Source organism: Blautia sp. AM29-29, assembly GCF_003480555.1.
In the GTDB taxonomy this organism is placed as follows: Bacteria; Bacillota; Clostridia; order Lachnospirales; family Lachnospiraceae; genus Fusicatenibacter; species Fusicatenibacter saccharivorans.
Genome location: NZ_QUJD01000006.1, coordinates 50,639 through 74,783 on the forward strand (window position 1 = coordinate 50,639; position 24,145 = coordinate 74,783).

Annotated in this window: 19 protein-coding genes; 3 read left to right on the top strand and 16 right to left on the bottom strand. The window is 48.3% G+C overall.

All coding sequences use genetic code 11. From position 1 onward, the window contains the following. Positions 1–107 precede the first annotated feature (107 nt). From bglX to DW769_RS05750, 11 genes are all read right to left on the bottom strand, one after another. Positions 108–2,327: a beta-glucosidase BglX gene (gene bglX / locus DW769_RS05695; protein ID WP_117812974.1), complete on the bottom strand. Its 2,220-nt coding sequence runs from the start codon at positions 2,325–2,327 to the stop codon at positions 108–110. Positions 2,328–2,574: 247 nt separating this feature from the next. Beyond that, positions 2,575–4,170 carry a response regulator transcription factor gene (locus DW769_RS05700; RefSeq protein ID WP_118750090.1) on the bottom strand — a complete coding sequence of 532 codons (1,596 nt, stop codon included), beginning with the start codon at positions 4,168–4,170 and terminating at the stop codon, positions 2,575–2,577. Then, complete coding sequence (locus tag DW769_RS05705) at positions 4,148–5,890, bottom strand: sensor histidine kinase (protein ID WP_118750139.1); 1,743 nt, start codon at positions 5,888–5,890, stop codon at positions 4,148–4,150. Before DW769_RS05705 ends, DW769_RS05700 begins: the two co-directional genes overlap by 23 nt. A gap of 191 nt (positions 5,891–6,081) precedes the next feature. Then, positions 6,082–6,984: a carbohydrate ABC transporter permease gene (locus DW769_RS05710; RefSeq protein ID WP_118750091.1), complete on the bottom strand. Its 903-nt coding sequence runs from the start codon at positions 6,982–6,984 to the stop codon at positions 6,082–6,084. A gap of 12 nt (positions 6,985–6,996) precedes the next feature. Then, a complete protein-coding gene (locus tag DW769_RS05715; RefSeq protein ID WP_117804655.1) occupies positions 6,997–7,935 on the bottom strand; it encodes an ABC transporter permease in 939 nt (312 codons plus the stop codon). Between the two features lie 151 nt (positions 7,936–8,086). Further along, the gene (locus DW769_RS05720; RefSeq protein WP_117804656.1) at positions 8,087–9,610 is read right to left on the bottom strand and encodes an ABC transporter substrate-binding protein; all 1,524 of its coding nucleotides are present in this window, start codon (positions 9,608–9,610) and stop codon (positions 8,087–8,089) included. A 142-nt stretch (positions 9,611–9,752) separates the two neighbouring features. Continuing rightward, entirely contained in the window at positions 9,753–11,543 is a 1,791-nt protein-coding gene (locus DW769_RS05725; protein WP_118640575.1) for an ABC transporter ATP-binding protein, read from the bottom strand. Beyond that, the gene (locus tag DW769_RS05730) at positions 11,515–12,831 is read right to left on the bottom strand and encodes a nucleotidyltransferase domain-containing protein (protein WP_118640576.1); all 1,317 of its coding nucleotides are present in this window, start codon (positions 12,829–12,831) and stop codon (positions 11,515–11,517) included. The genes DW769_RS05725 and DW769_RS05730 overlap by 29 nt, the downstream gene beginning before the upstream one ends. Next, the gene (locus DW769_RS05735) at positions 12,828–13,319 is read right to left on the bottom strand and encodes a S24/S26 family peptidase (RefSeq protein WP_118640577.1); all 492 of its coding nucleotides are present in this window, start codon (positions 13,317–13,319) and stop codon (positions 12,828–12,830) included. Before DW769_RS05735 ends, DW769_RS05730 begins: the two co-directional genes overlap by 4 nt. Next, the gene (locus DW769_RS05740) at positions 13,316–14,239 is read right to left on the bottom strand and encodes a hypothetical protein (RefSeq protein ID WP_118640578.1); all 924 of its coding nucleotides are present in this window, start codon (positions 14,237–14,239) and stop codon (positions 13,316–13,318) included. The genes DW769_RS05735 and DW769_RS05740 overlap by 4 nt, the downstream gene beginning before the upstream one ends. A gap of 277 nt (positions 14,240–14,516) precedes the next feature. After that, positions 14,517–15,011: an AAA family ATPase gene (locus tag DW769_RS05750; protein WP_256372477.1), complete on the bottom strand. Its 495-nt coding sequence runs from the start codon at positions 15,009–15,011 to the stop codon at positions 14,517–14,519. Between the two features lie 205 nt (positions 15,012–15,216). Between DW769_RS05750 and DW769_RS05755 the strand changes: the two genes are divergently transcribed. The 3 genes from DW769_RS05755 (at position 15,217) to DW769_RS05765 (ending at position 17,201) form a co-directional block, all read left to right on the top strand. Further along, entirely contained in the window at positions 15,217–15,555 is a 339-nt protein-coding gene (locus DW769_RS05755; protein ID WP_022462364.1) for a PqqD family protein, read from the top strand. Next, positions 15,552–15,959: a hypothetical protein gene (locus DW769_RS05760; protein ID WP_118640580.1), complete on the top strand. Its 408-nt coding sequence runs from the start codon at positions 15,552–15,554 to the stop codon at positions 15,957–15,959. The genes DW769_RS05755 and DW769_RS05760 overlap by 4 nt, the downstream gene beginning before the upstream one ends. 120 nt (positions 15,960–16,079) lie before the next feature. Beyond that, positions 16,080–17,201: a radical SAM protein gene (locus DW769_RS05765; protein ID WP_118640581.1), complete on the top strand. Its 1,122-nt coding sequence runs from the start codon at positions 16,080–16,082 to the stop codon at positions 17,199–17,201. A gap of 63 nt (positions 17,202–17,264) precedes the next feature. Here the strand turns inward: DW769_RS05765 and DW769_RS05770 are convergent, their stop codons facing one another. The 5 genes from DW769_RS05770 to DW769_RS05790 all read right to left on the bottom strand — a co-directional run bounded on the left by DW769_RS05770 (position 17,265) and on the right by DW769_RS05790 (position 24,079). Next, on the bottom strand, positions 17,265–17,822 hold the full coding sequence (locus DW769_RS05770; RefSeq protein ID WP_330425658.1) for a glycoside hydrolase family 95-like protein: 558 nt from the start codon (positions 17,820–17,822) through the stop codon (positions 17,265–17,267). 91 nt (positions 17,823–17,913) lie between these two features. After that, positions 17,914–20,091: a glycoside hydrolase family 3 C-terminal domain-containing protein gene (locus DW769_RS05775; RefSeq protein ID WP_305764453.1), complete on the bottom strand. Its 2,178-nt coding sequence runs from the start codon at positions 20,089–20,091 to the stop codon at positions 17,914–17,916. A gap of 199 nt (positions 20,092–20,290) precedes the next feature. Then, positions 20,291–20,896, bottom strand: coding sequence for a type IV toxin-antitoxin system AbiEi family antitoxin domain-containing protein (locus tag DW769_RS05780; protein WP_022462444.1), 606 nt, complete (start codon positions 20,894–20,896; stop codon positions 20,291–20,293). 316 nt (positions 20,897–21,212) lie between these two features. Beyond that, the gene (gene hisC / locus DW769_RS05785) at positions 21,213–22,292 is read right to left on the bottom strand and encodes a histidinol-phosphate transaminase (protein ID WP_158579800.1); all 1,080 of its coding nucleotides are present in this window, start codon (positions 22,290–22,292) and stop codon (positions 21,213–21,215) included. A 122-nt stretch (positions 22,293–22,414) separates the two neighbouring features. Further along, positions 22,415–24,079, bottom strand: coding sequence for a peptide ABC transporter substrate-binding protein (locus DW769_RS05790; protein WP_118640583.1), 1,665 nt, complete (start codon positions 24,077–24,079; stop codon positions 22,415–22,417). Between the last annotated feature and the right edge of the window lie 66 nt (positions 24,080–24,145).

The window sequence follows — 24,145 nt, forward strand, 5'->3', positions numbered from 1 at the left end:
AAAAGCAAAATTCTTTTCGCTTTTTGTGGCTGGCTTTTCTTTTATCTTTCCGTAGCGATTCAGACCCCCATCTTGATTCCGCTTACGCTACATCCCAGGATTGCTTCTTATTTTTTCAGCACAAATTCTGCCTTATTCTCTGTCGTGCTGTCGCTTCCGATGAAGACTTCGAAAGCACCGTTTTCACTTTCTACACGCTCATTTTCTGTCAGGAAGCGAAGCTCTTCTTCTGTGATTTTGAAGATGACTTCGGTTTCTTCTCCCGGCTGAAGGGTTACCTTGCAGAAATCTTTCAGCTCTTTCACCGGGCGTACCACGGATGCGGCTACGTCGTGGATGTAAAGCTGTACGGTCTCGGTTCCCTTTGTATCGCCGGTGTTTTTCACGGTTACGGAGGCTTTAATCTCATCTTCCATGCCAAGCTCTGCCTTGTCCAGTTTCACATCTGAAATTGCAAAGCTGGTATAGCCAAGGCCATATCCGAACGGGAACAGTGGTGCGTTCGGGATGTCGAGGTATTTGGAACGGAAACGGTCTTTGTCCTTGCCCGGCACATGCGGTCTTCCGGTGGAATACTCGTTGTAGTGAACCGGCACCTGGCCTACAGAGTACGGGAAGCTCATGGTCAGCTTGCCGCTTGGAGCGTATGCACCAAAAACAACATCTGCGATTGCATTGGCACCCTCGGTACCCGGCATCCATACTTCAAGAACGGCTTTTGCTTTCGATACGACATCGCGCAGGTCGAGCGGACGGCCGTTGAAGAGAACAACGACAACGTTTTCATTAACTTCTGAAACGCGCTCAAGCAGTCTCTGCTGGATTTCCGGAATGCGGATGTTCGCGTTGCTGGTTGCCTCGCCGGACTGCAGACGGTCCTCACCGATCGCAAGAACGACAACCTCGGCCTCCTTTGCTGCGTTTACAGCCTCAAGAAGCATTGCCTCCTCTTCCTCCGGTGTATGGGACTGCTCCATCGCTTCACCGAAGCCCTCCAGACGGATGTCGGAGCCGAGCATCGGGGAACCTGCATGGAAGCTCATGTTTGTCGTATCTGCCTGCACTTTTACGGCCTCTTCCAGATTTGTCACATCCTTTGCATCTCCGATAAAGGACCAGGCGCCCATCAGGTTTCTGCTGTGGATATACGGTCCGACCCAGGCAATTTTTTTCTCCTTGCCAAGCGGCAGGATTTTCTCTTCGTTTTTCAGCAGTACAAACGATTTTCTTGCGGCTTCTCTTGCCAGATCGCGGTGCTCTTTGCAGAGAATGACCTCTTTTTCTTTCGTCTCGTCTGCGTCTTTATACGGATTTTCAAACAGTCCCAGTTTGTTTTTCAGTTCCAGAATACGCATGCAGGACTCGTCGATCAGATCCTCGGAAAGCTTACCCTCTCTTACAAGACGGCACAGGTTTTCGCAGTAAATGCCGGTCATCATATCAATGTCAACGCCTGCCTCGGCTGAGCGTACAGCTGCCTCCTCGCGGTCTGCGCAGTAGCCGTGGTAAATAATCTCCTCGATTGCCGCCCAGTCGGAAATCAGAACGCCGTCAAATCCCATTTCGTCACGCAGGATGCCGCGCATCAGTTTCTTGTTTCCGGTTGCCGGAACACCGTTTACCGTGTTGAAGGAAGTCATTACCATCGCTGCGCCTGCATCGATGCCGGCTTTGTAGGACGGCAGATAGAAGTCACGGAAGGTATGCTCGGAAAGCTCTACCGTATTGTAGTCTCTTCCTGCTGTCGGAGCACCATAGCCTGCGAAATGCTTCACACAGGAAGCAATCTTGTACGGCTCCTTCAGATCGTCTCCCTGGAATCCGCGCACCATTCCGGCACAGAACAGACCGTTCAGATACGGATCCTCACCGGTAGACTCCATGACACGGCCCCATCTTGCATCGCGGACCAGGTCGGTCATCGGTGCGAAGGTTACGTGAAGGCCGGAAACGGCTGCCTCTTTTGCAGCAACTGCCGCACACTTTTCGGACAGCTCCGGTTCAAACGTTGCGCCCTGTCCCAGCGGAATCGGGAAAATGGTCTTGAAGCCGTTGATGACATCCAGCATGAACAGCATCGGGATGTGATGCGGGTGCTGCTCCACAAAATCCTTCTGGATTTTCTTTAACGTTTCTGCGCCCATGCTGCCCAGGATGGAACCGGAAAGCGCTACATTTTCCGGCGTAAAGCCTTTATCCGCCATCGGTCCCATGGCTGTGATGTCCATATCTTTATTGAAGAAGGCACCCACCACCTGGCTCATCTGGTTCACTTTTTCTTCCAGCGTCATGTCGGCCAGAAGCTCTTTTAATTTCTGCTCGGTCATTTTTTCTCCTCCATACCTCGTTTTTGCTGTATCTGCTTCTTCAGAAACCCCTAAAATGTCAGAAAAATATCGTTTTTCCGTTTTTTCTGAATCTTATACTGAAATTTTACCACATCTGATCTGAAAAAAATATCCCCTGATCCGACCTTTTTCTTTCACTATTCTGACCTGTTTGCTGTTGTTCCGGTGCGTAAGAAAGTGATAAAATCCTCTGTTATTTCCCGGACATGTGAAGGGTGGCTTTCCGCTATTTTTCACTAAAGCTTCTTCGGTATTCCAGCGGTGCGTATCCCGTATTGTCCTTAAACATCTTCGTAAAGTACGAGAAATTGCTGTACCCCACATACAGCGACACCGTATTAATTGGCAGCGAACTCTGTGTCAGAAGCTTTTTCGCCTCCTCCACCCGCTTTTGAATAATATAATTGCTGATCGAAATACCCTTTTCTTTTTTAAAAATCCGGGGCAGATAATCGGTATTCAAAAAGACAAGCTCTCCAAGCTCCTCCCGGTGAATCTCCTCCCGGTAATGTGCATCAATGTATGCGCATACCTGGCTCGTAACCGAATCTGATTTGTTGATGTACTGTCTGTACTGCACTGCTTTCCGAACCAGTACCCCCGCATATTCTATCATCTCTTCTCTTCCGTAAAGAGAATTCCGATGCAGATTTTCCATATCCGCATCGGCAAACAGCGCGTACGCCTTGATCTCCCGTTCCGAAAGCCATGCATACACCACCTGGGTCAGATCGGTACGGAGCGCTACCAGAAATTCTCTGGTAATCATTCCTTCCCGTTCCGTCCGGTCAAGGTATTTCTGCAGCCGCTCCAGCAGCTCCTCCGGTTTTTCCTCCGAAAGCAGAGCTTTCCACACATCCAGCTCCCTATTTTCGTAGCTGGTCTGCGGAGCCCGAAACTCGTTCAGAAACAGCACCTCGTTCCGCACGGAAAGGCTTCCCTCCCGCATTTTCTGAAGATTCCGGCTCTGCTTTTGCATCCCCAGTACAGATTCCCACTGCCCGGCGCCGCACCACAGCTCCGGATAGATTTTTTCATTCATCCACATAACAAATTGCCGCAGAATTTCACCGTCCTGCCCGCCGTCCTGCGGGAACGCTTTTTCCCTTGACTGCGTAACAATCCAGTAGATGCCCGGTTCCTGGTAAAAAACAGTATCTACCGCAATATCCGTTTCCTCATACAGTTCCGACAGCACATTTTCGATCACAAATTCCATGGTCGCCGTATCCCACATTTCCCGCTTATTGCTCTTTGTTTCCGGCATCAGACAAATCAGCCGGAAATAGTGTCCCGGTCCGTATGGAAGCTGGCGCTGTGCTGCCGTTTCGCAGAATTTTTCCTCGGAGAAGCCGCTTTTCAGCACATTTTTCCAGATATCCTGCTGCAGAATTTTTCTGTTCCGGTTCCACTTGATGCTTTCCTGCCTGAGATCCTGTATTTTCTTTTCTTTCGCAACGGATTCCGCCGCACGCTGTACGGCCTCCTTCAGCTTTTCAAAATCAATGGGCTTCAGCAGATAATCGACACTGTTCAGCTGTATCGCTCTTCTGGCATAGTCAAACTCCGCATAGCTTGTCAGGAAGATGACCTGGACCTTCAGCTCCTCTTTCCTGACCCACTCCACAAAGTCGAATCCCGTTCCGCCCGGCATCACGATATCGCTGATTACAATATCAATGTCCACCATTCCCATGATGTTCTTCGCCTGCTGTACGGAAAACGCAGTGTACACCTCGCTCACCCCGGTCTCTGTAAGATCGAGATTTCTTTTGATACTTTCAATCACGTACTCTTCATCATCCACGAGCAATAGTTTCATGTTCTTCTCCCCCTGTCTTGTATGGAATATGGATATCTACAATCGCTCCGCCGAGCGGGCTGTTATCGAAATGAATCTCTCCTGTATCACCATAATAATAACGGAATCGTTTCAGGCAGTTTTCAATCCCGATATGCTTTCCATGCTCGGAAATATCTTCCCCTGCTTTCAGCCTTTGCAGCGTCTCCTCCGGGAAGCCGTTTCCGGTGTCCGAAATATAAATGTTGACATACTTTTCTTCGCCACGGTCCTCCGGGTAAACCGTCACGGAAATCAGCGGAACCGTCTCCAGCGTCAGGGCATGTTTTGCCGCATTCTCTACAAACACCTGAATCAGAAACGGGAAGATTACCGCGTCTTTCACTTCTTCATGGACTTCAAAATAATAGGTGAATTTTTCCGGATAGCGCAGCAGCAGAATTTTGAGGTAATTTTCGCAGTGGTTCGTCTCCGCCGTCACCGGCACCATCTCGCTTGTATTGCGGAAAATATAGGCGAGATAATCGGACGTAATACGGCTCATCGACTTTGCATGATCGTACTGTCCGAAGTCAATCATGCTGTAAATAAAGTTCAGACAGTTCATGTAAAAATGCGGACGAATCTGGATTTTGAGGTAATCCATCTCGATTTTCTGTTTTTCCAGCTCCTGCTCATACAGCGTGATCTTCAGACGTCGGATCTGATGAATCATGTTTCGGAATTTATCGTCAATCTGCTCCAGCTCTACCAGATTTCCTTCCGACATCTGATAGGTGAGATCCCCATTGTCATATTTTTGAAGATTTTCCGTAAACATAGCGACCGGCTTCAGGATTTTTGTCTTCAGATGGAACAGCAGCACGGAACCGGCAATCACCATCAGAAATGCAACGCCGAGAAGAGCAAACACACTTCCCGTCATCAGATTTAAGACTCCCGTCCAGGAGATTTTTGTACGAATTTCAAACGGTGCCTGTGAAAGCTCCTGCCGGAACGTATAATTGCCGGTATCAAGCTTCAAACCATCCGTTACAATTCCTTTTTCCGTCAGTGTTCCGATGCTTTTTCCGTTCTGGTCAACGAGACTGACATAGCCGCTCTTCCCAAGAGACAGCTCAGAGAACGGTTCCAAAATCGTCTTCAGATTGACGTAGCAGCCGAATCCGACGCCCTGACTCTGTGCTACCTTGAGCATATAAACCTCATTGCCCTGGCGCATCACGGTCCATTTTTTCTTGACTGCATACGTCTGCTGGGACAGACTCCTGATCCGGCGCTTCAGCGCTTCCTGCAGATACGGATCAATGGAATAACGCCCGTCGGAGGAAATGCTCAGCTGATATAAGCTCTCATCCTTCTGCGTATAGAGAAAAACATTGTAATCCGTTCCAAAATCCCACGCTGCAGATACATAGTTCCTTCGCAGCTGTGTGATGACATATTCCTCATACTGATCCTTCTCCATCAGATCCATATATTTCCAGAACGCAGAATCCGGGTTGGAGCTGTCCATTACAGTCGAGAACAGGTTTCGGCTGATTCGAAAAAAACGGTTATCCAGCTCATCCGTATACAGCTTTGAAATCTCTTCCAGCTGCTCATATACCTGCTGCTGCGTCCGGTTCAGAATAATCATGCTCCCAGCCAGAAAAAGCAGCAGCATACTCAGCAGGCAGATCAAAAGATAACGCCCCTGCTGCGCCAGTGTTGTTTTTTTCGTCTGTTTTGAAATACGCATGATATTTCCTCCTTTTTTCTGTTCCGGTACGCTCGAAATTTTTCCGTGTTTGATTTTACGAACTGATCTTTTTTTCTGAATATAATACAGCAGAAAAACAGTACACCTCATGTTTCCATGAGTCTGTACTGTTTTTCTGCTGTATGTCGGAAACACCGAAATGTTTCTCTTTTTTATTCCTGCATGGAAAATCATCCCTTTACCGCGCCAAGTGTGATACCTTCTGCGAAGTATTTCTGAAGGAACGGATAGATGATAAACAGCGGCAGCATGGCGATAAATGCGATTGCCATACGGATCGAGGTTGTCGGCAGCTTTGCCACCTCCGCGCCGATATTTCCGGTTACTTTTCCACTTGCCAGGTACTGAATATCGGTGATCATCTGATTCAGCAGGTTCTGGATACTGTAAAGCTTCTGACCGTCATTTCCTGATAAATAGTATAAACCATTTGTCCAGTCATTCCAATAGCCAAGTGCGGAAAACAGTCCCATGGTTACCAGAATCGGTTTTCCAAGCGGCAGTGTGATGCTGGTGAAAATCTTCATGTGTCCTGCGCCATCGATTTTGGCCGCCTCGAACAGCGCGTCCGGGATACTGGTGTTAAAGTAGCTTCGGATCATCAGCACGTTGTTTGCGCTTAACAGGAAGCCTGGAACAATCAATGCCCAGATCGTGTTTTTGATGTGAAAATACTTTACATACATCAAGTAGGTCGGCACCAGTCCGCCGTTGAACAGCATCGTGAAGAATACGAAAAAGGTAATTGCTCTGCGGTACGGCAGCTTTTTAATCGAAAGCGGATATGCCAACAGAGCGGACATCGCAAGGTTTGCAGCGGTACCGACGATGGTTACAAAAATGGTAATTCCGTATGCTCTCAGGATTTTCTCGCCCTGGCGGATGATATAGGAGTAAGCATAGAAGCTGAATTTCTCCGGGAAGAACGAATATCCGTTGCGGATCAGTGTGTTTTCATCGGTCAGTGAGGAAATAAATACGAGTACAAACGGCAGTATAATGGATAACGTAATCAGAATGAGTACTACATTAATCCAGAACTGGAAACGTTTTGCTTTTTTTGAATTTGTCATACTTCCATCCTCCTAGAATAATGCCTGGTCTTTGTCTACTTTGCGGACAATCCAGTTGCTCAACATTACGACACAGAAGCCTACCAGAGACTGGTATACACCGGCTGCAGATGACATACTGATATTTCCTTGTTCAATCAGGGCACGGTATACGTAGGTATCGATAACGTTTGTGGTCGGGAACAGAACACCGGAGTTCATCGGCACCTGATAGAACAGACCGAAATCGGAATAGAAAATTCTTCCGATGCTGAGGAGCAGCAGGGTGATGATGGTCGGAACGAGGCTCGGCAGTGTGATTTTCGTAATCTCCTGCCATTTGCTTGCACCGTCCAGTCTTGCAGCCTCATAGAAGGAAGGATCGATACCGATCAGGGATGCGATGTAAATCAGGCATCCGTATCCTACGCCCTTCCAGCAGTTCGCGATAATCAGGATCGCCGGCCAGTATTTCGGTTTCTGGTACCACTGAATCGGGTCAATGTGGAACAACGGAAGGATGGAGTTGTTGACAAGACCATTTTCTGCACTCAGAAGCGCATATACGATGTAGCTTAAGATAACCATGGACATCAGGAACGGAAGAAGAATCGCACTCTGATATATCTTTTTGAGCTTTGTGTTTCTTATCTCCGTAATCAGAATCGCAATGGCAATTCCGACTACCATGTTTACAAGAATAAATGCAATGTTATACAACAGCGTATTTCTTGTAATAATCCATGCATCCTTGGAAGCAAACAGGAATTTGAAATTTTTAAGTCCTGCCCACGGGCTTGCCCAGATACCTTTTGCAAAGTTCAGTTTTTTAAACGCAATCACCATACCTGCCATTGGGATATAGTTGTTAATCAGCAGATACAGAAGTGCCGGAAGCATCATCAGATAAAGCGGCCAGTATTCCTTCAGCGCGTTTTTCTTTTTTCCTTTTTTAACCTCTGCTTTTTTCATAAAGCGTCTCTCCTTTTATGAGGGCTGTTTTTTTCAGGTTCTTTCACAGAGAAAGCTCCACATCTTTTCTGGTAAGAGTGGAGCCTTCGGTTACTGTATCACACCGGATTTTTTTCCGCCCCGGTCGTGCTCTTTTTACAAATTATGGTGCCTATTTCTCTGCAAGAAATGCATCCAGCTGCTCCTGCTTTGCAGCAATGACATCGTCGATTCCCGCATCGTCCAGCGCCTCAAGGAACTGTGGAAGCAGTTCTTCCGGATCTCCGGAGCCGCTGCTAAGTGCGCCGTTGTACTGGCTGATTACGTTGTTCAGGGCTGATACCTGATCCGCATATTCGCTGTTATCAAAGACAAATCCCAGTGCTTTCGACTCGATACCGGAAGCGTTGAACTCCTGCATTTTGTCCCAGAGCTGCGGGTCAGATCCATCCCATTTGTATGCGATGAACTGGTTCGGAAGCTCCCATCCACAGTTAAAGCTGTAGCCTGCATTGTCTGCTGTTACACCGTCCGGGTAGTTGATGATTCCGTTTTCTTCATCTTCTACTACATAGTCGGTTCCCTCTTCGCCCCAGTTCAGAAGGTTCATGACCTCCGGGCTGCCATAGATATAATCGAGAACCTGCATTGCTTTTTCCGGATTTTCGGAGTTCTGTGCTACAGAGAAGATAATTCCGCCGTAAGAGGATGAGTTGATGATCGGCTGATCATAGAACGGTACGATTTCAAACTCATATCCTGTGGAGCTCTGGAACTCAACCGGGGTACCTGGATGATAAGCAAAGAACAAGGAGAAGAGATTTCCTGCTTTGCATACGGTTCTCCAGTTTTCTGTGTTTGTTCCGGCATCCTTGCTGATGTAGCCTTTCTGATACCAGTCATGCAGCATAGTTGCAGTCTCCTTGTACCAGTCGCTTGCAAAGTAGTTTTCTACGGTTGTGCTGTTGGTCTGATCCATCAGAGCGCCCGTGTTGGCATCGCCAAGTCCATCAGCGCGGGACAGACGGCTCAGAGGCGTATCACTGTTGTTGCTGGAGAACAGCATTGTCATATCAGGCTCGCCTGCCTGTACGGTCTCAAATACTTTCTCCATATCCTTCGGCTCTTTGATTTCATCGGTATTGATATTATACTTTTCTACCAGGTCTTTTCTCATGAAGATGGCTGGAATGCTGCCTCGTTCGATCTGGTTCGGAACGCCATAGACAAACCCATCAATCTGATTTGTTTTTGCAATATCCTCGCCATAGATATCTTTCAGGTTTGTGCCGTATTTGTCAATCAGTTCAGACATATCCATGATCTGGCCGGAATGCATATACTGTACAGCTGTTGTTGCATTTGTGTACAGAAGATCGATTTTCTCATCGCCGGAAAGCATCAGCTGTAACTGCTGAGATGCGCTTGCCCACGGAAGAACAACGATATCGAGCTTTGCATTCAGCTCCGGCTCCAGAATCTCGTTGATTTTTTCTTCGATTCTCTCTTCATCCTGCTGCTGGCTGCCCTGCAGTACCATAGTTACAGTGTACGGCTCGCCTTTTTCCTCTGTCTTTGCTGTGCTTCCGGAAGCTGCGGAGGAACCGGAATCAGAACTGGATCCTGTGCTTCCGCATGCTGCCATGGAAAATGCCATGGTTGCCGCAAGAATGCCTGCTAACACTTTTTTCTTCATACTTTTTCTCCTTTTCACGTATCGTGTTGTGTGACCTTTGATGGTTGTATTATAGCAGGATTTTGACTTGCAACTCTATAACTGATTTGACTTTGAAGTATCACTCTTCCGACCTTTGTGTCTTTTTTGTGTCTTTTTTCTGTCAAAAATCTTCCACCATCTTTGCCCCTTCTGCCCCATCGAGTTCGGTCACGGTTCCATTCATGACACGGTAAACTCTCTGGCAGAGGCTGAGGACACTCGGACGGTGCGTCGTAACGATACAGGTTTTGTTGGGACGCTGACGGATGATGTTTCGGAGGACGTTTCGTTCCGTCGTGACATCCAGTGCCGAGGTGGCTTCATCGAGAAGCAGCACCGGGGCATCGCGGAGGACGGCACGGGCGATGGCAAGCCGCTGGGACTGGCCTTCGGAGAAACCGCGGCCACGTTCCCCGACGCGGCTGTTGATGGTATCCGGCAGATGCTGGACGAAATCCCAGGCGCAGGAGATTTTGAGTGCCTCAATGATCTCCTCGTCGGTCGCATCCTCTTTTACCATACGCATATTTTCGGCGATTGTGCCGGAAAGGATCGTATTTCCCTGCGGAACATACGCGAAGAGATGACGCGTTTCAGCGTTCATGGGAACCGTCTTTCCGTTTGAGACAATGATCACGGTTTCCCCCTCCTGCGGGCGGATGAGACCGAGAATCAGGCGGATCATCGTTGTTTTTCCCTCGCCGGACGGGCCGACCAGCGCTACGATCTCGCCGGGAGCGGCCTGAAACTCCGATTTGGTGATTACTTTATTTCCTTCTATATAAGAAAATTCTACCCCGTGCATCTGTACCCGGAAGCCATCCTTTGCCAGCGGATCAAGCGCGGCACTCTCCGGGATATGGATTTCTTTTGGCAGCTCCACGAGCTCACGGATCCGGTGCGCCGAGACGGAGCTGTTGAGGAAGGACGGAATAATCGAAATCACGTTTCCAAACGCGCCGGAAAGGTTGCTCCGCTGCTGCAGGAACAACGTCATGGTTCCATAGGTAATGTCGTGCGTCCACAGACGGAACAGACAGTATCCGAATGCCGTAAACTCCACCGCACTCCCGAGAATGGACATTACAATATTGGTTTTAATCGTAAACAGATTATATTTCAGGCTGATGTCTTTGAAAAGTCCCTGCCACCAGCGCATCTTTTTGCTGTAATACGGCGCAATGCCAAACGATTTGATGGTATCAAAATTGTAGAATGCTTCTACCTCAAAGCTCATCAGGTTGCTGCTCATCTCGCGCACTTTTTTGCTGTATTCCCGCTGACGGCGGATCATAAACCGGGACATCAGAAGCAGGAACGGTGCGCTTAAAAAAGCAATCAGTGCCATGACCCAGTCATAATGCAGGATTACGAAAAAGGTGGCAATAAACCGATACACGGCAATGATAATCGTCGGGAGCCAGCTGATTGCGTTGCCGCTGACCGTTCCAATGTCGCCGTTGAAACGGTTGAGTACGTCACCGTTTGCGTATTTGCTGATTTCCAGCCAGTCCGCATCAACGATTTTGTCAAAAATATCCGCCTGGATGTCGTTGTTGATGGCGATACCAAGCTTCGTTGAAATGCGGTTGATGACACTCTCAAACCCAAGGCTGAACACGGTGCTTCCGATCATGATGCAAAGCAGCAGCGGGAGCTTCTGTATCTGGTATCCGGTGATGATATCGATCAGGTATTTTCCTGCCACGCTGCTGACAAGGCCAAGAGAAGTGCTTAAGATGCCGAGAATCGTGTAAAAAACGATCGCACCTTTATAGCGCGCACTGTAGCCAAAAATCCATTTCCAGTCATCGATGATTTCAGAGAACGTTCCATTTTTCCATCGCTCCGACAGGATGCGGATAGACTCAAAGGGAGCGTCTTTACTTTTCTCTTTGGATTCTTCCTGCATGCGCGCCTCCTCTCTTTTTCCCGTCTGCGGTGCGGATCATATCGTATTTCTTCAACAATTCGACACGTCCCGCACCCACTTCAATGCTCAATTTCTGTCCTTTTTCTCCCTGCCCCAGCCATTTCAGGATTCGCTCCACGTATGCAGCCGGGAGCAAAAACGGATACCTCGCCGCATAGGGATACTTGTTTTTCATATAGGAAGCTTCCGGAACCAGCGATTTCCAGATTCCCCCGGCTGTGTGCTTTTCCATTCCGGTTTCTGCCGCATACAGGGTAATGTTTGCACTGTGGATCCGTCCCGCGCTCGATTTTCCGAACGAACCGGCATCGAGAATATCGATCAGAAGCGCTTCGGAATCCGAGTGAAGCTTCTTTGCGGCACGGACTGCCCCACTTGCTTCATAGGAAAAGCCCAGATACCGCTCGCCGATATCCAGCAGATTGATACAGAAGCACGTCATATGATACTCTTCGCACAGCTGCCAGAACATTTCCCAGTCTATTTTTCTTCCATATATACGAATCATCTGTACCATATCACAGATCTGACGGATCCCGACGCCGCCGTGAAGAAAGTGCTTGAAGCTGTGACAGAGAAGATAGAAAAGATGATGCGTTTCTTCTAAGGTAAAGATACTCTGACCCTGCACTTCCACCCTGGATGGATGCGCAAAAACATCGGAAAATGCACGGTTCAGATAACCATAGGCAGAGGATTCTGTGCTGAACAGCCTGGTATGTATTTCATAGAAGACCCCTGTTTTCGGATGAATGTAGCCCATCTCTTCCGGGGCATCACCGTCTTTGGCACCATTTGGCATTGCGGTTTCTTTGTCCCGCACAAAGCCCTTCCTCATAAAACAGGCATCTACTGTTGCAAAATCCTTTGCCGAAATCAGAAGATCCTCATCCCCGGACGGGCGCAGATCCGGCTTCGGATAGAGACTTCTGCACACAATTCCTTTCATCACCAGCGGCTGCACGCCCAGATGCTCCAGCTCCTTTTCATCGGAAAGAAACAGCGCTGTACGCGAAACCTGCTGCAAAACACTCTGCATTGCCTGCGTTTTTACCTGTCTGCGAAGCTCGTCCGGAAGTTCTGCAAATTCCGGTGTTTTGCCCACAACATCGTAGACCGCTGACAGCAGCGAATGCTGTGCCGCTAGGACAAACAGATGATTCCATTGTTTTTCTGTCAGCGCCTGAATTTCCGCCGGCGATGCTTTTTCTTCTGTCAAAAACGCACAAATCACCGCAAGGAATGCGGTTTCTGTTTCTGTAATCATCTTCTTTTCCTTTCATTTTCTGTGCACGCATCATTTTTCTTTTTATCCACACCGAATAACCGGGCATATCCATGCATCAGAATCGGGCGAAGCGGGATGATGCGAATCCAGACCTGTGCAAAAAACTCCCACCAGAACGTTCCCGGTACAAGTATTTTTCCTTTTCGTTCCACTTTTGTCACCCGTGCAAAGATCTGCTTCCGTTGCACATGATGCTCGATTTCCGTCTGTGCATCCCCGATTATGTCATAACCGTCTGCATGAACGCGGCAGATCCGATGCACGACAAACTGTCCGCCCGGCCGCTCATAAAATACGATATCACCTCTCCGAAGTTCCCGCTCCGGCGCTCGGAAGAAAATACTGTCGCGTCCATGAATCAGAAACGGCGCCATGCTGCTCCCGGAAATCACCATACGCATTTCTCTGCCCTGCTCTACAAGTTCTTTCAGCATTCCGACATAGGCACGTGTATCCATCATTTTCATGCATGTTTCTCCCTTTTCTGAATCATGTTTTTGTGCAGTGCAGCTGCATATGTTTCACTTTCGAACGAACCGGCCCCGATCTCCTGCTCCAGCGTTTTCACCGCATCTTCTGAAATGTCGCACGCCAGATGATACACCGGAACTTTTCCAGCAAGCTGTTCGAGAAGGTCGAGACTGTGCACCATTCCCTCCCTGTCCCAGCGGTTCATGGTGATCTGTCCGTACAGACTCGTAAATGCCTCTGCCGGACGCAGCCGCCACGCCTGATTCGTCTTTGCCTGGCTCAGCATTACAATGCATCCGACCGGGAGCTTTTTGTTTTCGCAGACTCCTGATGTTCCGCAGACCGGCCAGCCGTTTGCTGTCCACGCTGTGCCATCATATTCCAGCAATGCCTTATCCCCATTTACGGTACGGCTTCCCCGGTACTGTTCCCAGAGTTCCGCCTGCGTGGTTTTGCCCGTTCCCGATGGTGCAGAAAAGAGCATTGCTTTCCCCTGATACTCCGTGTATGCACAGTGCAGAATCAGGCACGGCTGCTCTGCCAGACGGCGCTCCAAGGCAAGGAGGGAAAGAAAAACAACTTCATACTTTTCAACTTCTGCCAGATACCACCTGCCGACGAAAACCTCCGCACGATTTTGCGCAGTCTCACGGTAGAATGCATAAGGACGCGCTTCTCCTTTCACACCGATCCGGCGGCTCTCCAATCCTTCTTTTGTATGAAACACCTGCAGATCGACCCGATCCACAATCAGCTCTCCCTCCGCTTCCGGCAATATGTCGACGGCCGTAATGATATATGTATAATCTGCAGAATCCGTTTCCACCAAAAATTTTTCCATATCCACCGGAAGTACCAGCTCTTCCGGAAACTTCAGCCGGAAGGAAAAACTCCCTGTCTGAAATGTTTTTTCCATCAAAAACTCCTCTTTCTCCCCATGATCTTCCCTTCTCTCCGCCACGTATCACGATCCCTTTTTCCGCATTTATGATAACAAAAAAAAGAGTCTCCGTCAATCTTTGTGGCTTTTTTGTAATTAAATACGTAATTTTATTTTTGACTGATCTGCAGCGTTTTATAGTCATGCCGGAAATACAGGATCTCCGCCGCACTGGTAATTCTCCACGAAAAGATATACAGCAGATACAGTGACGTAATGGTATGGAAATACGCGAAAATCGTGTACACCCAGATCACACGGAACACACAGGAACCGAGAATAATGATAAAAATATTCTTCCACAGCGAGTTTTCATCGTTGTATTGCAGAATGGAAATCTGCTGATTGCGTTGATATACTCCTGGGATACTTCGCGGTTTGGAATGGATACGTTTTCTTTTTCGTTATCGTATGTCAGATCTTTCATTACCTGTACCAGATTCTTTTCATCACGGAAGCGCACCTGACTGTACTGCTCTCTGAGATCAAAAATCAGATAGTCGTTCAGCATGCGCAGCATTTCGTCAATGCCGCTTGTTGCGCTTAAAAATTCCTGCATATTGGTTTTTATTACATCATACTGATTCCGATGTTTTTTATATGTTTCACTTCTGCCGATTTTTAAATTCTGAAATAGTGCATCGGTGTCTGTGCTTCTGTCATAATAAGCCGCCAGCATATCCGCTGCCATAGATTTTCCAAATCGTCTCGGACGGCTCACGCACAGATACCGCTGGAGTGTCCGCACACAGCGATTTGTTTTTCGTTTTTGAGCAGATTACATTCCCATCTTTTTCCAGTTTTTACTTGACTTTTCCTAGTTCTTCTTCTATAATCTTTTTGTAATGATAAATGTAATTTATTTCTGCGAACATTCTACATATTTTTCTTGCTGACTGCAGAAATACTTTCTGCCTGAAAAGGCACAGCATTTTGCAAGAGGGGAGTTTGTGATGGAACCGATTGCTTCTCCGACCCGGTCGGATTTGTTACAAAAGATAAATGAAAAAAAATATCGTGTCAATTCCGATTATCTGCTGCGTGAAATTGCAGGGGAATATGCGATTATTCCCGTTGGGACTGCCTGTCAGATTTCGAATGCAGTGATGGTTCCAAACGATACCGCTGCATTTCTCTGGAATGCTTTTCAGCAGCCACGTACCATTTCGGAAGTCGTTGCACAGGCGTTAGAGGAATATGAGGCTGCGGAAGATACGATTCAAAATTCTGCTTTAAATTTTGTGCATGATACTTTAAGGTATGCATTATTAGAGGAGGTTATATCGTTATGAAGAAAGAGTGGATGGAACCTGTTGTTGAGGTTCAGGAATTTGCTGCAAATGAATATGTGGCGGCCTGCGGGGATAGCGGGAAAGTTTATAAATTTGTCTGCGATGCTGGACAATACGGTCATAATTATAATGTTTATTATTATGATGGATCTGGGCAAAAAAAATATATCGCAAAAGAAGACTCATGGGGAGGCTGGGGCTCTCAAGCTCAATTTTCTGGATATCATCCTTGTAACAAGACTCATGAAGCGGAATCTGACAGTGGATTTATCAGTGGTTTTATAGATGACCAGTCTACCCGCAATGATGAAGCAACCCCCGTTGTCATCTGGACCGAAAATGGTACAAACGTTCATTGTACTACCAGACTAGACATCAATACTTGGGAAACCGCCAAATCCTGATTTTTCCACTAAATAATAATTTTTCAAACCACAGCAAAAGGATCGAACCCACTCGTTTCGATCCTTTACTATACCTATTAATAATTGGTTCATCAAACCACTTTTTTCGGAGGAACCTTTATGAACTACATGGACGACGCTTCCACCTTCGAGCGTTCTTTTCTCCAGAAAGCGCGCCAGCAGCACATTCCTATTACCGGCGCGCTTGAACTTCTGCCACTCTGCAATATGAACTGCGACATGTGTTATGTCCGTCTGTCCCGTTCAGAAATGGAATGTCAGGGACAACTCCGCACAGTTGATGAATGGATTCTGCTTGCACAGCAGATGCAAAAAGCCGGTACACTTTTTCTTCTTCTGACCGGCGGTGAACCACTTCTCTTTCCTGATTTCAAAACACTATATCTTGAGCTTCGAAACATGGGTATGATTCTTACCATCAACACCAATGGAACCCTGCTGGGCGAATCCTGGGCTGATTTTTTTGCTGAGTACAGGCCGCGCCGCATTAACATCACGCTCTACGGTGCCGATGCCGCTTCCTATAACCGTCTCTGCCATTACCCCCAGGGCTTTGATCAGACCGTCCGCGCCATCCGTCTGCTCCGCGAACGAAACGTTGATGTCAAAATCAGCTGTAGCGTCACTAAAAAGAACGCGCATGATTTTCCAAAAATCTTTGTTCTCGGAGAAAAGCTTGAAGTCCCCGTTCATGCCGATCACTATATGATGCCCGCCGTCCGGGAACGCTCCCTTCCTTTTGATGCTCAGGTCCGCCTGAACCCGGAAGACGCCGCTGCGCTTGCCCTGCAGACACTGAAACTGCAGCTGACCAGCGATATTTTCCGGCAGTACGTTCATGAATCCATCCACCGCGTCAACAATCCGTCTTTTCCACGGGACAATGGTCATATCTCCTGTCTTGCCGGAAACTGCTCCTTCTTCATCAACTGGCAGGGCTTTCTTTTCCCCTGTGTGATGTTATCCGAAATCTCCGCCCCTGTTTTTGATCTTGGATTTATTTCCGCCTGGGAAAAAGTTTCCGCCGCTGCACAGAAGATTTCCCTAAGTTCCCAATGCTGTCAATGCCGTTTGCAACCGATATGCCGCACCTGCGTCGCAGCCGCGTTTTTAGAAACCAGTTCTTATCGGGGAATGCCTGGTTATCTCTGCCGCTATTCCGAGCATTACTATCACCTGCTGCTGGCAGAAGAAGCTTCTTTTTCCTCCATCGCCTTATAGTCTTTACATATGCTGAAAACGCCGGACAGATTTTTCTCTGCCCGGCATTTTCTATCTTCATGTTTATGATTCAAGCAGCTGCAATACCGCATCCAGCATAACTGTCTCACCTTTTTCCAGTTTTACCGCTTGACGCATCTCTCCATACACAACTTCCCCTTCATACGCCTGATCCGCCGTAACCGCACACCGTGTCAGTTTTCCATTCTCCCACGCAAGTGCAATCGATGCATTTCCAACCAGCCGCAGGCCTTTCACTTCTCCATGATCCCACGCCTTCGGCAGCGCCGGAAGGAGAATGATTTTGTGTTCTCTGCTCTGCGCCATCGCGCGCTCCAGCTTTTCGGTAATCTTCTCTGCCTCTTCGATCACCAGAGTATGACCCATGGTATACACACGGCCGCCCGTTGCTTTTGCCGACAGGCACATGGCCAATTCCAGGGCATTTTTTCCTAGGTTTCCGCTCAGATAAATCGTGTGATCGTTGACCTTTCCTGTACGGTCAAAATATTTTGCACGGTTCAGCATCACCTCAACCGACACTTTTCCCTTCGGTGCACGAAGATGCAGCACCATACAGTCCGCCGGTCTGGAAATGAAGCAGGTTCGGCAGATTTCCAGCGATCATCGCACCAAGCCGTCCATTCTGTCACCAAAAGAGGGAGGCAGACGATTCCACCTCCCTCTTCGTTTTTCAATTTCTATCTAATACTTAATACTCGACGTTCTCTTCATTTCCTTCTTTTCTGACCGTCAGAATCTCTGTCTCACGTCCTGTCAGCGCGCGGCTTCTTTCGCCCGGCTGCTGTCCGCCGATGGAGATTTCATACTCGCCCGGCCGTACGACACATCCGCCGTCCTCTGTGATAACAGCAAAATCTCTTGCATGCAGTGTCACGGAAACCTCTTTTTCTTCTCCTGCCTGCAGTTCCACGCACGCGATGCCTTTTAACTGGAAACCTGGCTCACCCGGCTGTGCGTTTTTGTATTTCACATAAACCTCTACGCTCTCATGCAGCGGATATGCACTCTCATTCTTCACCTTCGTGCACACGGTCACATCGTCGAGCACCGCGCTCGTCTCCTGCTCCGTTTTTGCGCCGCTGTAGGAAATTGTTCCATACGTCAGTCCATATCCAAATGGATACAGAATATTTTTATCAGTATAGCGGTAGGTTCGTCCTGCCATGCTGTAATCGGTGAACTCCGGCAGATTTTCTGTTCCCTGATAGAAAGTCACCGGCAGTTTTCCGTTCGGTGCATAATCGCCGAACAGCGCCTCGGCCACGGCTTTTCCGCCGCGCGCACCCGGATACCAGCTGTCAAGGATAGCCGGTACATGCTCCTCGGCCCAGGACAGGTCGATGGCACTTCCTGCCGAGAGAACGAGGACTACCGGTTTTCCAACCGCTGTGATTGTCTCAAGCAGTTCCTCCTGTAAGCCCGGCAGATTGAGGCCCAGCTTATCGCCGCTCGCGTATTCGTTTCCGGCATCGCCTTCCTCGCCCTCAACAGTTGCATCAAGTCCAAGGCACAGAACGACAACGTCTGCGTGCTCAGCGGCAATGACAGCCTCTTTGAAACGGTCTTTGTCCTCGCCGAGTCCTTCGACTTTATTTTTATACAGATGGCAGCCCTCTGCGTATGTCACTCTCACATCATCACCGACATACTGCTGAATTCCTTCCAGCGGTGTGATGTATCTGGACGATGTTCCCTGATAGTTTCCAACCAGCGCTGCTCTCGAGTTCGCGTTCGGTCCGATCACGGCGATACTGCGGATCTTCTTCACATCGAGCGGCAGCATGTTGTTTTCATTTTTCAGCAGAACCATACTTCTTCTCGCTGCCTCGACGGACAGATCAACATGCTCTTTGCACTCGACTAGATCGTAGGACAGATCTTCGTACGGTGACGGATAGTCTTTCATCATACCGAGGCGGATGCGGATTTCCATCAGGCGCTCAACTGCCGCGGTGATTGCCTCTTCGGATACCAGGCCATCCTCGTATGCTTTCGGCAGATGCAGGAAAGCAACGCCGCAGTTCAGGTCACAGCCGTTGTTGACGGCACGCGCTGCGGACTCCTCTACATTTTTGGTCACTCTGTGGTGCTCATGGAAATCTATGATTGCCCAGCAGTCGGAGACAACATGGCCTTCAAAGCCGAACTCATCGCGCAGGATGTCCTTTAACAATGTCTTGCTTCCGCATGCCGGTTCACCGTTGACACGGTTATACGCGCCCATGACTGCCTCGACTTTTGCATCCTTGACACAGCGTTTGAAGGCATACAGATAGGTGTCATACAGATCATGTTTGCTGACTCTTGCGTCAAACTCATGGCGGATCGCCTCTGGGCCGCTGTGGACGGCGAAATGTTTGGCACACGCCGCTGCCTTCGGGTGATCCGGGTCCGGTCCCTGTAATCCGCGGATGTAGGCGCATCCGAGCTCACCAGTCAGATACGGGTCCTCACCATATGTCTCATGGCCACGGCCCCATCTCGGATCACGGAAAATGTTGACGTTCGGTGCCCAGAAGGTCAGGCCTTTGTAGATGCCGCGGTCGCCTTTTCTCGAAAACTCGTTGAATTTTGCACGTCCCTCGGTAGAAACAACATCACCGATCTCCTGCAGCAGCTCTTTATCAAACGTTGCTGCAAGGCCAATAGCCTGCGGAAATACCGTTGCCACACCAGCTCTTGCCACGCCGTGCAGCGCTTCATTCCACCAGTTGTATGCCGGAATGCCAAGACGCTCGATCGCCGGTGACTGATAGACCATCTGGCTCATTTTTTCTTCCAGCGTCATCTGGGAAACCAGCTGTTTTGCATACTCTCTCGTCTCTTTACTCATAGGTAAAATCCTCCCGAAATTTGTTGCCTCTATTATATCGCCGCGTTTCCCGTTCGGCTAGTCAAGTATTGCTCTTTGCTTCTCATTTTATGCGATTTTTGCGAACAACACAGGGGAACATACGAGGAAATCGTGTATGCGTAACCATCTGATATACACGCAGAAACTCCCGGCAGAATTTCTCGTATAAGATCTTCCGTCGGGAGTTTCCCTTATCTATTCCTGTGAAATTTTATTTCTGATACTCTTCCTCGATATTTTTTACCGCACGGAGCTTGTTCGCGTATTCCAGAATCTCTTCTTTGGAATATTTCTGTTTCCGGCACCAGGTGAGGATTTCTTCTTTTACTTCCTCCGGCATCTTGTTGTTCATGCGCAGACAGTCACAGAAGGTTCTCTTCGGAGAATAATATTTGTAGGAACCAAACTCTGTCTTTTTCTCACAGATTTCACCCGGGACATCGGCATTCTGGAAATAAAAACGTCTGATTTCAAAATTTTCCAGATCCATTTTTTTTCGGTCTGTCCGTGCTGTTGCAACTGCAATCGTAGCCGGCTCTTCTTTCAGCATTCCGGCAAGCCATGCAGCACTGTCCATGCAGATGACTGCGCGTGGGTTTACTTTCGCAATTTCAATATATTGATAGTCTTCCGGTTTTTCATAACCACAGTCCTTGCACCAGTACCAGCCGCGTGCAAATCGTTCCAGACTTCCTTCCTCTTCCATTTCTGCCAGCTGCAGTACAGTCACCTGATGATCTCTGAGGTCTGCGAAGCTCATATATCCATGATGTTCTTTAAATAACGTCGTGATCTTCTGGTATGTTTTAAAAAGCATATTTTCTTTCCCCTTTCAGGATGTGATACATGTTTTTTCATCTATAGGCGTTTGCACATATAATATTCCAATTTTCATGGAATGGCAAGCACTAATTTGCAAAAACCATGTTTTTTCTCTGTTTTTTTCTTATTAGCTGCTGCTAACATATTTCTCTTTTTATCACTTATAAGTATACCTTTTTTACCTGAAATATGCAACCTGCTGATCCGCTTTTTCTGTTCTCATACCAGCAGAAAAAGACCGGATTTTTTACTTCTCATCCGGTCTTTTTCTCTTTCATTCTATCTTTTAACGTTTACCGTAAAACCTTTTTTCACTCTGCCGCTTCCAGAATTTCTTTTAATGCTTTGATATAAAGTTTACACTCCTCCATCGTTCCCACGCTCACACGGCTCATCTCAAAAGCGCCGATACGGATGCCCTTTTCCATCAGCTGTTCCTGAATCCAGGCAGGATCTTTTCCGGTATCGAAGTAGATGAAATTCGACTGGGACGGATAAACCCTGCAGCCAAGCGCTGCCATCTCTTTTTCCAGATATTCTCTTCCCTCCACGATTTTTGCTTTCTGCTCCTGATAATATTCCTGGTCTGCCAGGCCTGCCACTGCCGCTTTCTGGGCACAGACATTCAGGTTCCAGGAAGCGGAACATTTCCGCATGATTCCAATCAGCTCTTCGGAGCCCAGCGCATAGCCGACACGAAGGCCTGCCATCGCATAATATTTGGAAAAGGTACGGAGAACCAGAATCGGTTTTTCCGGATGCGCTTTCATATAATCAACCATACTGCAGCAGTCCGGCTCGGTGGCAAACTCCATGTATGCCTCATCCATCACCAGCAGCACGTCCTCCGGAAGAGTATCTGCGAATGCTTCCAGCTCCCCGATCGGCACATACGTTCCGGTCGGGTTATTCGGATTGCAGATCACCACGATTTTTGTTTTTTCACCGATTTTTTCTTTCATGGCAGGGAGATTAAATTTCTGCTCCTCGGTTACCGGTACGGAGACCGGCACACCGCCATTTAAATACGCCATGTCGGCAAATGCCCCGTAGGTCGGCGCGGAAAACAGCACCTCATCTCCCTCGTCCAGAAAGGTCAGTCCGATCATATCGATCATCGCACTCGATCCGGCGCCTGTCAGTACATTTTCTGCTTTTAATCCGTACTGCTCCGCTACCTTCTGTTTCAGCAGTACTGCCGCAAAATCAGGATAAAAATGGCTTCCCGCCATAGAGTCCTCCAGTGCCGCCACTGCCTTCGGTGACATTCCGTAATTGTTTTCGTTTAATCCCATATGGATCAGTTTTGAGGTGTCCTTCGCAAATGCCTTCTGACGTTTGCTCGGCGGCATGCTCTGTAATGCGTGGCTGATGATTTTATTTACTTCCATATTCATTTCCTCCTGTTTTCACGGCTTCTATTGTTTTTTTTCCGGAAAATTACCGTTTTACGGCTCCCCTCGAAACAGCTGCTAAGCCATCTGCAGAGCCTTCCCGTTTTCCGATTTTTTGCTTAAGACTCAGAAGAGCTGTCTCCCAATACCAGATATTTGGTACGGATCATGTTTCTGGACGGGTCGATCTCAAAGTTTGTGATATCGGTGCTTACCAGATAAATATTGGAAGAATTCAGTACCGGTACGCCGAAGCAGTAGTCGTTTACCAGTACGCTCTCAGCCTGGTGCAGCAGCTCAAATCTGGCGGTCGGATCGCTTTCCTCATTCGACTGTGCCATCAGTTCGTCATACTCCGGGCAGTTGGTCTTGTTATCGTTGTAGCTGTCGTTGGAACGGTACATGGAAAGGAAGGTGAACGGATCTGTAAAGTCTGCAGTCCATCTCATGCGGGCAAGCTGGAAATCACCGGATCTTCTCTCTGCTACCTGTACCTGCTGCTCCTCTGCCTGAAGCTCCACCTCGATGCCAAGGTTTGTTTTCCACTGTGCCTGCAGGGCCTGTGCCATATCGCTGTCGAGCTGGAGGTTCGGGTATTTGTAGGTGATGGCCGGGAAGCCTTCTCCATCCGGGTAACCGGCCTCTGCCAGAAGCTCTTTTGCCTTGTCCGGATCAAAGCCGATCGGATCTTCCTCTACTTCCTCTGCCCAGTCCTTGCCGCTTGCGGAGGATTTCAGATGTTTTGCTACGAAGAAATCACTTGCCTCATAAGAGGAACCGCACGCGGAAGCTACCTCATCGCGGTTGACTGCCATAGAGAACGCCTGGCGGACACGGACATCGTCAAACGGTGCTTCATTTACATTAAACAATACGTAGTAGCTTGTCATGGCCGGAGAAGTAATCAGCTCATCGCTGTCTTTATACTCGTCCATAACGGTATAATCTGCTGAGATAAAGTTCAGCTCACCGGATTTATACGCATTGATGATGGACTGTGTATCGTCCATAACCATCTTTTTGATCGTATCGGTTTTGATCCGGTCTGCCTGAACGTAATTTTCATTTTTCTTATAAACGCTGTACTGGTTCGGTACATACTCTGCGAGGTAGTACGGTCCGCAGCTTACCAGCGCATCCATGTCATTTCCCATTGCCCAGTCGCCGTTGGTTTCTGTCTGAAGCTCGCGATGCGTCGGCATATAAACCGGAAGTACAAAGAGCTGTTCGAAGTAAGCGCACGGCTCCTTTAAGTTGAATACGATGGTCTTATCATCGCTGGTGTCTACGCCAAGACCGCTCTCATCGCCGGTTCCGTTGTACATCTCCTCAGCTCCCACAATCGGGTAAAGCATTGAGGAATAACCACTCTTGCAGTTCGGATCCAGTGCGCGGACAATGGTATTTTTGAAATCGGCACTTGTCACATCGTCTCCGTTGCTCCATTTTGCATCGCTGCGGAGGTGAACGGTGTACTGTGTCATATCCTCATTGACATCAACGCTTTCTGCCAGAATGTAATCCCAGGAACCGTCCTCTTTCATTTCCATGATCGGCGCCATACACACATCATCGTAGGACCACCACCATAAACCGCTCTCTCCTGCACTGTCCAGGCTTCCGGCCTCGGTATACATCGTTGTCACAATCATATCGGAAGTACTGCCGCTTTTGCCTCCTCCGGAAGAGCTGCTGCTTCCTCCGCTGCTTCCGCATCCGGCAAGGGATCCTGCCAGAAGAACAGCCGCTGCCAGTGTCGCTGTTGCTTTCCATAATTTTCTCATAATGTTCTCCTCCTTTTGCTGCTGATGCTTTTTTGAAACACAACTCCGGTCCCCGGAACCTCTGTT

Excerpts from the sequence above, each read along its gene's own strand:
- DW769_RS05790 (WP_118640583.1), bottom strand. The coding sequence starts at position 24,079 with ATGAGAAAATTATGGAAAGCAACAGCGACACTGGCAGCGGCTGTTCTT.
- DW769_RS05705 (WP_118750139.1), bottom strand. The coding sequence starts at position 5,890 with ATGCGTATTTCAAAACAGACGAAAAAAACAACACTGGCGCAGCAGGGG.
- DW769_RS05700 (WP_118750090.1), bottom strand. The coding sequence starts at position 4,170 with ATGAAACTATTGCTCGTGGATGATGAAGAGTACGTGATTGAAAGTATC.
- DW769_RS05765 (WP_118640581.1), top strand. The coding sequence starts at position 16,080 with ATGAACTACATGGACGACGCTTCCACCTTCGAGCGTTCTTTTCTCCAG.
- DW769_RS05740 (WP_118640578.1), bottom strand. The coding sequence starts at position 14,239 with ATGGAAAAAACATTTCAGACAGGGAGTTTTTCCTTCCGGCTGAAGTTT.
- DW769_RS05730 (WP_118640576.1), bottom strand. The coding sequence starts at position 12,831 with ATGATTACAGAAACAGAAACCGCATTCCTTGCGGTGATTTGTGCGTTT.
- DW769_RS05760 (WP_118640580.1), top strand. The coding sequence starts at position 15,552 with ATGAAGAAAGAGTGGATGGAACCTGTTGTTGAGGTTCAGGAATTTGCT.
- DW769_RS05735 (WP_118640577.1), bottom strand. The coding sequence starts at position 13,319 with ATGAAAATGATGGATACACGTGCCTATGTCGGAATGCTGAAAGAACTT.
- bglX (WP_117812974.1), bottom strand. The coding sequence starts at position 2,327 with ATGACCGAGCAGAAATTAAAAGAGCTTCTGGCCGACATGACGCTGGAA.
- DW769_RS05780 (WP_022462444.1), bottom strand. The coding sequence starts at position 20,896 with ATGCTTTTTAAAACATACCAGAAGATCACGACGTTATTTAAAGAACAT.
- DW769_RS05725 (WP_118640575.1), bottom strand. The coding sequence starts at position 11,543 with ATGCAGGAAGAATCCAAAGAGAAAAGTAAAGACGCTCCCTTTGAGTCT.
- hisC (WP_158579800.1), bottom strand. The coding sequence starts at position 22,292 with ATGGAAGTAAATAAAATCATCAGCCACGCATTACAGAGCATGCCGCCG.
- DW769_RS05720 (WP_117804656.1), bottom strand. The coding sequence starts at position 9,610 with ATGAAGAAAAAAGTGTTAGCAGGCATTCTTGCGGCAACCATGGCATTT.
- DW769_RS05715 (WP_117804655.1), bottom strand. The coding sequence starts at position 7,935 with ATGAAAAAAGCAGAGGTTAAAAAAGGAAAAAAGAAAAACGCGCTGAAG.
- DW769_RS05710 (WP_118750091.1), bottom strand. The coding sequence starts at position 6,984 with ATGACAAATTCAAAAAAAGCAAAACGTTTCCAGTTCTGGATTAATGTA.
- DW769_RS05755 (WP_022462364.1), top strand. The coding sequence starts at position 15,217 with ATGGAACCGATTGCTTCTCCGACCCGGTCGGATTTGTTACAAAAGATA.